The organism is Kitasatospora sp. NPDC047058, assembly GCF_040643935.1.
In the GTDB taxonomy this organism is placed as follows: domain Bacteria; phylum Actinomycetota; class Actinomycetes; order Streptomycetales; family Streptomycetaceae; genus Kitasatospora.
Genome location: NZ_JBEYVJ010000063.1, coordinates 21594 through 32355, shown reverse-complemented (window position 1 = coordinate 32355; position 10762 = coordinate 21594). Strand labels below are relative to the sequence as shown.

Sequence of the window (10762 nt, the reverse complement as noted above, 5' to 3'; positions counted from 1 at the left end):
GGCGTGCGTACGCCCGGCCGCCGGGCCGGCGGTTGCGTGTGTGTGCGCCGGGATCCGTCCGCGGCCTGTCCCCCGGCCCGTCCCGCGCCTGCCCCCGGCTTGCCCCGGGCCGGGAGCCCCGGTGCCCCGGTGCCCGGTCGGTCAGGAGCGGGCGACGGCCCGTTCCAGCAGGCCGCGCAGGACGTGCTGCTCCTCCGGACCGAGGGCGGACAGCGCGGAGCCCTCGGCGAGGAGCCCGAGGAGGCGTTCGCGCAACGCGGCGCCCTCGGCGGTCAGGACGAGGTGCTTGGCGCGGCGGTCGGTGGGGTGCGGGTGACGCCCGACCAGGCCCTGCTTCTCCAGCCTGTCGACGACGAAGGTGGTGTTGGAGGGTTCGCAGCACATGCGTTCGGCGAGTTCCCGCATGGTCATCGGCCCGCTCATCTCCCGCAGCGCGGTCGCCTGGGACGCGGTGAGCCCCAGGGCGGCGGCGCACTCCCGCACGTGCTCGGCGATCCGCTGGGCCAGCCCGTTCACCAGGCCGCACAGCTGTCGCTCGGCGATGGCCTGCGGCTCGGGGGACGTCGTCATGCCGCCACTCTAGCAAGTCCATCAAGCCGACATATTTCTAGCTTGAATGATTCAAGCTTGATGTTTATGGTGATCGTCATCGCCGCCGGGAAGCGCGGCGAAAACCTCGCGACGACCTCCAGGGGGACCCCCGTGTCCGATGTGACGACCCTTCAGAACGAACGCCTGCGCCGGCCGGCGGGCATCCGCTCGATCCGGCTGGGCGACACCAAGGTGTCGTACGTGCCGGACGGCGACGTACGGCTCCGGCCGCTGCAGCTGCTCCCGGACACCACCGACGAGGTGTGGGCCGCGCACCCGGAGTACCTGGACGCCACCGGCCACCTCGTGGGCAGCGTCGGCGGCCTCCTGGTCGAGCACGGCGGCCGCGCGCTGCTGATCGACACGGGCTTCGGCCCGCAGGAGTTCGGGATGCCGGACGGCCCGCTCGGCGCCATCCACGGAGGCGCGCTCCTCGCCGGCCTGGCCGAACTCGGCCGCAGCCCCGAGGACATCGAGGCGGTGGCCTTCACCCACCTCCACTCCGACCACCTCGGCTGGGCCTGCCACCCCGCCCCCGGCGGCGCCCGTCCCGCCCTCGCCCACGCCGAGTACCTGATCTCCGAGGCGGAGTGGGAGCGGCGCGACCTGCTGGAGGAGCAGGGCATGGCCGAGCAGGCCGCCGCCCTCGCCCCGCACGTCCGCACGATCACGGACGGCGAGGAGGTCTTCCCCGGCGTCCGCGCGCGGATCACCCCCGGCCACACCGTCGGGCACGCCGAGTACGTCATCACCGGGGGCGGGCGGCGCCTGATCGCCTTCGGCGACGCCGTGCACTCGCCGATCCAGATCGACCACCCCGACTGGTCCTCGGCCTTCGACCACGACCCCGCCCGGACCGCCGGCCACCGCCGCCGCCTCGTCGCCGAGCTGTCCGAACCCGGCACGATCGGCTTCGGCGTCCACTTCGCCGACGTCGTCTTCGGGCACGTCCGGCAGGACGGGACCGGCCCGGCCTGGCACCCCGTCGACAGCTGACCGACCCGGCCGCGCCCCGGTGCACCCGAGGCCTCACACCGCACCGGGGCCGCCGGCCGCTCGCCCTCGGCCCAGCCGGGGCAACCGGCGACAACCGGGGGCAACCGGGGGCAGCTCACAAGTTGATGACGATTGAACGATCAGCGGCGCAGGGGTTACTAACCCTACCCTTATTTAGGTTAGCCTCACCTCATGCACTCCGCCCTGCTGGCCGCGACCACGGCCGACTACACCGTGCCCCAGGTCTGGCGAATCCTCACCAAGACCGGCTACTTCATCGGCCTCAGCGGCACCATCGGTGCCACCGTCACCTACGCGACCACCGTCCGCCCGGCCCTTCGCGCCGCGGAAGCCGACCCCGAGGACACCGCGATCCTGCGAAGAAGATCGGCAATCCACCTCGCCTGGGCCGGGGTGGTGCTGCTGGTCGCCGGCTACTTCCAGCTCGCCGCACGCGTCGCCCGGTCCGGCAAGGGCATGCCGTTCGGCGACGCCCTCGCCCCCGGTGAGATCTGGTCCTACCTCCGGGCCCCGGCGGCCAAGGGCGCCTGGATCGCCCAGGGCACCGTGTACCTCGTCCAGAACGTCGTACTCGTGGCCACGGCCGCCCTCCTGATCGCCCTGTTCGCCCCCGCTGCGCGCCGCCGCACCGACGCCGTGGCGCTCGCCGCGCTGCCGCTCTCCCTGGCCGTCACGCTGATCGCAGCCGTACCGGCCACCAAGCCCGCCGACCTCGACCGCTGGCTCGACCTGGCCCTCGACCAGACCCACATCGTCGCCGGCACCGTCTGGCTCGGCGGCCTCGCCCTCCTCGTCGTCCTCGCCGGAACCCGCAACCGGCTCGGCAACGGCGCCGGCCTGCTCTGGGCCGACATGTGGCGCCGCTTCAGCCTCGTCGCGATGACCTGCGTCGCCGCCATCACCGTCTCCGGTCTCTGGCTGAGCTGGAAGCACGTCGGCGCCGTCTCCCAGCTCTGGACCACCGGCTACGGCATCGCCCTGCTCGTCAAGGTCCTGCTGGTGGCCGGCCTCGTCACCGCCGGCGCCTTCAACCAGTTCTGGCTGATGCCCCGCATCACCCGGGCCCGCCGCACCGACGACACCGCCTCGCTGCTCCACCTCACCCTGCGCCACTTCCCCAAGGTCGTCTGGGGCGAGGTCGCCCTCGGCGCCGCCGTCCTCGTCGTCCTCCCCTTCCTCTCCGGCTCCGCCCGCACCGAGGCCGGCAGCCCGAAGGCCGTCTCCGACGGCACCGTCTTCGCCGGCGGCGCCGCCCTGGTCATCGCCCTCGCCGTCTCCCTCTACGCCACGGCCAAGGCCTCCGAGGCGCTCTCCCGCCGCCTGCCGGCCCCCGAGGCCTCCTGACGCGACAGCACCCCGCGACGTGGGGCGTGGCAGAACCCGGCCCCGGGCCCGCCACGCCCCACGTCCCGTCCACGATCGGCAACTACCGTGCCCCGGGCACCGCCTGATGGATCGCGGTGATCGTCGCTGCGGCGTCGAAGCCGAGCACCGGATCGGGCCGGCCGGAGAGGAGGCTGGCGTAGAGCGGACGGTAGTGGGCCACCTTCCGCGCAGTCCGGCCGTCATTGCCGAAGGCGGCCACCAACTCCCCCTCCCGGGCGGCGAACCCCGTCATGGCGGTGTGGTCGATCCAGACCTCCACTCCGGAGCGGCCCAGTACCAGGCTGCTCTCCTTGCTGCTGGAGCCGGTCAGCCAGCTGCTGCGCAGCCGAGCCGTGCCGAGCTCGCCGCGGGAGCGGAACTCCACGGTGCACCACGCGCTCGCGCCGCCGTCCGTCTGCCGGGCGGAGGTGAGTTCGATGAGGTCGACGAAGCGGGTGAGCATGCTGAGCTGGTTCACCCCCGAGTCCGTCCAGCTGGAGACGTACGAAGCGAAGGCCGCCTCCCCCCGCAGGACGTAGGGGTCGTAGAAGGCCGACGTGATGGCCGTGACCGGCCCCCACGCCGGGTTGGCGGCGATCAACCCTGCCGCCCAGTCGACCTCCGGCGAGAACGCGAAGTGGTGGGCGGTGAACAGCCTGCCCCGCACATCGGCCTTCCCGTCCAGGTCGCGCAACCTCGCGAGAGAGCCGAGACCGTGCACGAGGGGCTTCTCCACCAACACCTCGGCCTCGGAGCCCAGGAGGGCCTGGACCGCCAGCTCGACGTGCGTCTCCGTCGGGGTGGCCACGACCACCAGATCCGGCCGGTGCTCGTCGAGCGCCCGGCCGAGGCCGCCGTAGTGGGGGGGCGTGGCGCCCCGGAAGTCGACGGGCCCGACCGGCTGTGGGTCGACCGTGAACTCCAGGGCCACATCGTCCCGTTCGGCCAGGACGGCGAGGTGGGTCTCGGCGATGATGCCGATCCCGACCAGGCCGACACGGACCGGCTCGACGCGTACCGGGTCGGTCATCCGATCCGTTCCCCTCGCCTGTTGTGGCCCCGCACACCAGAGCACCGGTGTCTCATCCTCGCGCAGCCACCTCGGCCCAACGACCCAACGACACGGCCGGACCGTCCACCCACTCGACCTGCGGGCCGTGCGCCATGGCCTTCGGGACTCCCTCCAGCCAGCTCGTCACGATCGGGACCCAGTAGGTGTTGCCCCCCGACCTCCGAGTGCGCGCGTCGAGCTCTGCCCGCGTGCGACGAGCGCCGTCGTGGTCGCCGCCGAGCACGCCGACGAGGATCTGGGCCACGTCGGCAAGGTTGTGGCCGCCGCGGTAGCCGATGTCGTCCGCGAGCCGCCGGGTGCCCCCGACCGCCTGCAGGGCAGCCGCGGAGTCACCGGACACCGCGTGCGCGACCGCCTCGGCGGAGCGGATCTTGACCAGTTCGACCGGGTTCGGCACCAGATCGAGCAGGTCCCGCGCCCGGGTGGCCCCGGCCGACACCGCGGCCGTGTCACCGGACCAGCATGCCGTCTGAACCAGATTGGCCAACGCCTTCGCCTCCGCGGCGGCCAAGCCCTCGCGCCGCGCCAGGTCGATCGCCTCGGTGTACGCGACGGTCGCCTCATCGAACCGGGCGTTCACCCGCCAGATGTGCCCGATCAGCCTCAGCCGTTCCCCCTCGTCCTCCGGCCCGCGGCTGCGCTGTTCCCGCAGCACGGCCAGCGCCGTGCCGAAACGACCTTTGAGGTAGTCGAAGTCGCAGAGCCAGTACCGGGCCGCTGCGTCGAAATCGCCGCCCACCAGGGCACGGTAGATCTCCGCCGCCTCGGTGTAGTCGCCGTGGTTGCGCAGCGCGTGGGCGAGGTGGATCCGCACCAGCTGCGCGGTCGGACTGCCCTCCGCTACGCCGTCCCCCGCACCGACGAGCAGTTCGACGGCCTCCGCGGCTCGGCCGGTACGGCGCAGCTGAACGCCCCGTATGGCCGCGAGAACCGCCCGGTACTCCGGCGTAGCGGCTGGTTCGGCGGTCAGCCCCGCGCCCAGCTCCGACCACTGCCCGGCCTCCACGAGACGCTGGGTGGCACGGGCCATCCAGTCCTCGAAGACGCCGTGCGCGGCAGCGAGCTTGAGACCGGATTCGAGGGCCTGGGCGACGACGACCCGGCCGGAGGACGGCTTGAGACGCTCGCCCAGCCAGGCGAGCAGCCGGGCCGCCACCTTGCTGCGGTCGCGGTCGGACCAGCCGTCCGGGAGCGTCCGGTCCGCCTCCACGATGGCATGGCGCAGCGCCGCGTGAAGGGCGTACGGCAGCGCGTACGCATCGTCGTGCGTCAGGAACGGACGGCGGAGGAACCGGGCCACACAGCCGTCCGGGACGTCGGGCTGTCCGGCCCGCAGCAGATCGGCGCCGACCCGGTCGGTGAGTGCCGCGGTACGGACGAGGTCCCGCTCCTCCCGGGGCAGGTCGCGGATCGACCGGGTCGCCACCGCCGTGAACGAGCCGCCGAAGTCCGCCGGCGTCGGCCGCCCACCGCGGGCGAGCAGCGCGGCGAAGTGGGACACCGATAGGTCCAGGTACAGGGGCAGCCCCTGACCACCGGCGATGATGCGCCGCCGGACCGCGGCCGGCACGGCGGGCTCGCCGTCCTGGGTGAGTGCCTCCTTGAGGTAGCTGTCCGCGTCCGAGTCCGACAGGTAGCCGACGAGGTGCTGGCGGGGTTCGACGGAGTCGTTGCTGAAGTGGAGGTTGGGCCAGTACTCGGGGCCCGTGAAGTCCAGCTCACCGCCCGCGCCGGAGTCGGCCCAATCCACTCGGTTACGGCCGGTGAGCACGAAGAGCACGTTGGGCATCAGGTAGACGCACCGCTGGATCAGGCGCTCCATCGTGCGGTCGTCACGGCCGTTGGCCACCTCGAAGGTGTCCAGGAACACGCACACCGTGGGCCGCCCGGCCGACCGCCCCCGGCGCGGCAGGTGGTCCAGGTCCCAGGCCAGCAGGTACGGGAAGTACGAGAGCGTCTCGTAGTCCGCGTCGGCCTCGACCAGCTCGGCGAACAGCTCGCAGTCGGCCAGCAGCCGCCCCTCGCGCACCCGGTCCCGAACGGCACGATAGGTGGCCAGGGCCGCCCGGTGCGCCAACCCCGTCAGACCACCGAGCCCCGCGGGGTCGACGTCCCGCACGGCCTCCGCGATCTGGTCACCGAGGCGGATGCTGCGTGAGGCGCGGCGAAGGGCTGGTGAAGCGTCGAGGAAGTCCTGGAGGGCCTCCCCCGGGTGTGCCCGGACCCAGTACGAGGCGAGCGCGAGGTCGAATGCGGGCCAACGGCCGCCCAGCCGGCCCAGCCCGGCACGCAGGCGCAGCACCAGGCCCTCGATGTCACAGGACCCGTCCTCGGAGAGGTCGACCCGTACGGACACGACCTCGTCGTGTCCGTCGGCCGAGGCGTCGGCGAGCAACCGACGCTCCAGCTCCTGGGACAGCGTCGTCTTGCCTATGCCGCCGACCCCGTAGAGCGTCAGGACGTTGCGGCGCGGCTGCGCCCGGTCCACGACCGGCGAGACCTCCGCCTCGTCCAGTGTCCGGCGCAGGCCCTCCACCGACCGGTTGAAGGCGGCCACCTCGTCGACCCGGTTGGTGAAGACCTGTTGCGCCGTGACGGTGGACGACAGCCCGCTCATGAACGCGGCCCGCAGGTTCACCCGTGCCATTCCGCCTCCTTCTCCGCACCACCGGGGTGGGTGGTCGGTTCGCATCGCGAGGAGCATCCGATATCTGAACTCCTGTCAGTTCCGGTGTGTCGCCTCAAGCCGCCGCACTGACCGGGCGGGACACGCGGGTCGCCCACCCGGCAGCCGGCCATCGCGTGTGCGCGGGAGCTTGGGATCGCTGGTCGTGGATGTCGCGGGAACGGCTTCGGCGGCCGTACCCGACGGCCTCACCCGGGAGGGTGTATCCGGACAACTCACCGTCGCGCCACGGAATGTGCCGCTAGCATCACGAACCGCGACCGACTTTGGGGGGAATGGTGCGTGAGGCGCGACTGGCGGCGATGTGGGCGCGACTGCAGCGGGCGAAAAAATGCCGGGACCCGTCGTCGGTCCTGGGGGCGGACGCGCTCCGGGACGCCCGCCGGCTGGCCGAGGAGTACGGCGGACGAGACGAGGAAGTCCAGTACGTCCTAGGGTGGTTCTACTGGAGCCGTAGCCTGTACGGCCGCCATCTGGGGCTGCCCGAAAGCCAGACCCTGGACGATCTCAAGGCAGCCGTCGAGGCGTTCACCCCGTGTTTCGTCTTCGGTGACGGCGATCTCCCGGAGCCGCTGATCCCGGCCCTCGTCGAGATCGTGGCCCCGAAGGCTGCCAGGGCGTTCCGGCAGGCGCAGGCGTCACCCGGCCGTGTCGAGTGCACCGCGGCCGCGTCGATGCTGCGGCGTGTCCTGGCGGCCACTCCCTCCGACGATCCTCACCACGCCGAACGGCTGTCACTTCTGGCAGAGGCACTGCGCGCCTGGGGACCGGGTGCCCACGCGACGCTGCACCGGGATGTCGCCATCGCCTGTTTTGAGGAGGTCACGGCAGCGGCTCCGGCGGGCCACCCCGACCGCGTGACCTGGCTGACCCGCCTCGGGGGCCTGCTGCAGGCCCGTGGGCAGCAGACCCGAGCAGTGCCGGACCTGGACGCCGCGGTCGTGGCGGCGCGGAAGGCGATGGCCGAGGCCCCGCCCGGCAGCCCCGCCGGCACGCGATCGTTGTGGATCCGGGGAATCGCGCTGGCGAGCAGGTTCGAAGTGACCAAGGCGGTCGCGGACTTGGAGGGGGCCATCGGATGTCTTCGGACAGTGGCCGCCGACGCCCGCCCCGAAGACCCCCTGCTCGCCGTGTACCTGTCCCATCTCGGGACGTCGCTACGGGCCCGGTACCAGCTCACGGGCTCACCCGCGGACCTGGACGAGGCCATCGTGGTGGGACAACGGGCGTTGGACCTCGGACCGGCCGAGGGAATCGATCGTGCATCGGTGCTGTCCACGCTGGGCCAGGCGCTATGGGCCCGGTACCAGCTCACCGGCGAGCCGGCAGTCTTGGACCATGCCATCGTGCTCGGACAGCAGGCGCTGGAAACCGGCTCGGACGTCGACCGTATGACGATGTTGTCGAACCTCGGGGGCAGGTTCGCGGCGAGGTTCGACCGGACCGGGGGGCTGGCGGACGCGGATGCCGCCGTCGAGTGGCTGCGGCAGGCCGCGGACGCGGCCCGCGTCGACGACGACCCCGATCGTGCGGGGATGCTGTCGAACCTCGGAGCCATGCTGCTCAGGAGGTTCGAGCGGACCGGGGCCCTGGCCGACCTGACCGAGGCAGTGACCTTGGCGCGGGAATCAGTGGCCGCCTGCACCGACGACGGCCTCGCCGTGACGGCGCTGTCGAACCTCGGGGCCATGCTGCTCAGGAGGTTCGAGCGGACCGGTGCGCCGTCGGACCTGGACGAAGCGGTGACGGTGGCACGGGCGGCTCTGGAGGCCTCCGACGGCATGCCCAGCCGCGCGGTGACACTCGCCAACCTCGGCAGCATGCTGCAGGCACGGTTCGAGCGGACCGGAATGCCGGCGGACCTGGACGAAGCGGTCACCGTGGCACGGGCGGCGGTGGACGCCTCCGCCGACCAGCCCGGCCGCACAAGGGCGTTGTCCAACCTCGGCAACGCGCTGATGCGACGATGGGAGCGGGATGACGCACCGACGGACCTGGACGAGGCCATCGCGATCGGCCGACTGGCGTCGGCCGCCGGCTCAGACGACCACGCCGACCGGGTCACCCAGCTGTCCAATCTCGGGGCGGCACTGAGCGCCCGATTCCACCAGTCGGCGTCGACGGCGGACCTGGACGACGCGATCTTCTGTCACCTGGCGGCCGTGGATGCGGCCGTCAGCCCCTTGGCCGCCGTGAAGGCCGGGGACACGGCAGCCCGTCTGCTGGCGCAGCGGGGTGACGACGTGCGGGCGGCGGAGGCCGCGGCGAAGGCGGTAGTGCAGCTGCCTCAGGTGGCCCCGCGCCGCCTGGAGCGCGACGATCAGCAGCATGCCGTCGCCCAGTTCGCCGGCTTGGCCGGCCGGGCCGCCGCCCTGGCGCTCGCCGCACCGGGAGGCACTGCTGCCGAACGCGCGCAGAAGGCGCTCCGGCTGCTGGAGACGGGTCGCGCAGTGCTGCTCAGCCAGGCGCTGGAGACCCGCAGCGACCTCACTGAACTACGGCATCACCACTCCGGCCTGGCCACCCGCTACCTCGAGCTGCGTGCACAGCTCGACGCACCGGCGGACACCGTGACGCCCATCCGGCTCCGCAACAAGGAGGCCGATCAGGGACCGTCCCGTGACCGTCAGGCGCGGGACCGGCGCCTGTCCGCGGAAGAGTTCGCCCTCCTGCTCGCCGAGATCCGCGGTTTGGAGGGCTTCTCCGACTTCGCGCTGCCACCCGCCGAAACGGAACTCGTCGCCCAGGCCGCCCACGGCCCGGTCGTGGTGTTCAACATCAGCGCGTACCGCAGCGACGCCCTGCTGGTCACCACCCAGGGCGTCCGCAGCCTCGAGCTGCCGGACCTCACCCCCGGCACCGTGACCGACCAGGTGAACGCCTTCCGGAGCGCGCTGCACACGGCGAGGGTCAGCAAGGACCAGGACGAACAGGACGCCGCGCAGAAGGTGCTGGTCACGGTCCTCCAGTGGCTGTGGGACAAGGCCACCGGCCCGGTGCTGGACGCCCTGGGCCTCCGTGACAGCCGCGGAGAGGCCGAGGAGGACTGGCCGCGGGTGTGGTGGGTACCGGGCGGGCTGTTGGGCCTGCTGCCCCTGCACGCCTCCGGCCACCACGACGACGCGCCGAACGAGCCGCACCGGCGCACCGTCATGGACCGGGTGGTCTCCTCCTACACCCCCACGGTCCGCGCGCTGCGCCACGCCCGCGAGCGCGCCCGCACGGCCGCCGCCTCGTCGGCCGCCCGGAGCCTGATCGTGGCGATGCCGACCACGCCCGGCCTGCACGAGCAGGGCTGGCTGCCCTACGTCGAGGACGAAGTCGAACTGCTTCGCGAACGGCTGCCCGATGCCCTCCTGCTCGAGGAACCGGAGCCCGGGGACTGCCCGGCGGATCCGCAGCCGCTCGTGCCCACGCTGGCCAACGTCCTTGAGCACCTGCCGAAGTGCGCGATCGCGCACTTCTCCTGCCACGGCTCCAGCCACCCCACGGACCCCTCCCGGAGCCTGCTGCTGCTCCACGACCACGCGGAGGCACCGCTGACCGTCGGCCGCCTCGCGTCCGTGGCGCTCGACGAGGCCCGGCTGGCCTACCTGTCGGCCTGCCGCACCGCGGCCATCGACACCTCCGCCCTGCTCGACGAGGCCATCCACCTCACGTCCGCCTTCCAACTCGCCGGCTTCCCGCACGTGATCGGCACCCTGTGGGAGATCAACGACCGGATGGCCGTCACCGTCGCCGACCTGTTCTACGCCGCCCTCGGACCAGGCTCCGCGCACCCCGACCCCGACCGGTCGGCCCGCGCGCTCCACCGGGCCGTCCGCCTGATCCGTGACGGCCATGACCAGTCCGCCCCGCTCCACGAGTCCCCCTGGCTGTGGGCCGCCTACCTGCACGCGGGAGCGTGAGTGCCCGGCCGACCATCGGCGACCACGACTCCGCCCCGATGCCCCGGCCGCCGGGTTCGTCGTCGACATCGTCCCGCAGTTGCCGCCGGAGCCCGCCCACACGCCCGCCCGCCCGGCCGTTCC

The 10762-nt window shown here is 72.7% G+C and carries 6 protein-coding genes; 3 read left to right on the top strand and 3 right to left on the bottom strand.

Features of this window, described 5'->3' with window-relative positions:
• Positions 1 to 141: 141 nt before the first annotated feature.
• On the bottom strand, positions 142 to 570 hold the full coding sequence (locus ABZ885_RS13035) for a MarR family transcriptional regulator (RefSeq protein WP_360187095.1): 429 nt from the start codon (positions 568 to 570) through the stop codon (positions 142 to 144).
• A 141-nt stretch (positions 571 to 711) separates the two neighbouring features.
• Between ABZ885_RS13035 and ABZ885_RS13030 the strand changes: the two genes are divergently transcribed.
• Together ABZ885_RS13030 and ABZ885_RS13025 are read left to right on the top strand one after the other, a co-directional pair.
• Positions 712 to 1587: an MBL fold metallo-hydrolase gene (locus ABZ885_RS13030; RefSeq protein WP_360187093.1), complete on the top strand. Its 876-nt coding sequence runs from the start codon at positions 712 to 714 to the stop codon at positions 1585 to 1587.
• Between the two features lie 192 nt (positions 1588 to 1779).
• Complete coding sequence (locus tag ABZ885_RS13025; RefSeq protein WP_360187092.1) at positions 1780 to 2952, top strand: CopD family protein; 1173 nt, start codon at positions 1780 to 1782, stop codon at positions 2950 to 2952.
• An 82-nt stretch (positions 2953 to 3034) separates the two neighbouring features.
• Here ABZ885_RS13025 and ABZ885_RS13020 read toward each other — a convergent pair whose 3' ends face one another.
• Both ABZ885_RS13020 and ABZ885_RS13015 read right to left on the bottom strand, forming a co-directional pair.
• Positions 3035 to 4003 (bottom strand): Gfo/Idh/MocA family oxidoreductase, encoded by a 969-nt coding sequence (locus ABZ885_RS13020; RefSeq protein ID WP_360187090.1) that lies wholly within the window; start codon positions 4001 to 4003, stop codon positions 3035 to 3037.
• Between the two features lie 52 nt (positions 4004 to 4055).
• Positions 4056 to 6692, bottom strand: a complete 2637-nt coding sequence (locus ABZ885_RS13015; RefSeq protein ID WP_360187088.1) for a hypothetical protein — start codon at positions 6690 to 6692, stop codon at positions 4056 to 4058.
• A 314-nt stretch (positions 6693 to 7006) separates the two neighbouring features.
• Here ABZ885_RS13015 and ABZ885_RS13010 point away from each other — a divergent pair, with 314 nt between their 5' ends.
• Positions 7007 to 10639: a CHAT domain-containing protein gene (locus ABZ885_RS13010; RefSeq protein WP_360187086.1), complete on the top strand. Its 3633-nt coding sequence runs from the start codon at positions 7007 to 7009 to the stop codon at positions 10637 to 10639.
• Positions 10640 to 10762 lie beyond the last annotated feature (123 nt).

Coding starts and splice junctions, on each gene's coding strand:
- ABZ885_RS13035 (WP_360187095.1), bottom strand. CDS start 570: ATGACGACGTCCCCCGAGCCGCAGGCCATCGCCGAGCGACAGCTGTGC.
- ABZ885_RS13025 (WP_360187092.1), top strand. CDS start 1,780: ATGCACTCCGCCCTGCTGGCCGCGACCACGGCCGACTACACCGTGCCC.
- ABZ885_RS13020 (WP_360187090.1), bottom strand. CDS start 4,003: ATGACCGACCCGGTACGCGTCGAGCCGGTCCGTGTCGGCCTGGTCGGG.
- ABZ885_RS13015 (WP_360187088.1), bottom strand. CDS start 6,692: ATGGCACGGGTGAACCTGCGGGCCGCGTTCATGAGCGGGCTGTCGTCC.
- ABZ885_RS13010 (WP_360187086.1), top strand. CDS start 7,007: ATGGTGCGTGAGGCGCGACTGGCGGCGATGTGGGCGCGACTGCAGCGG.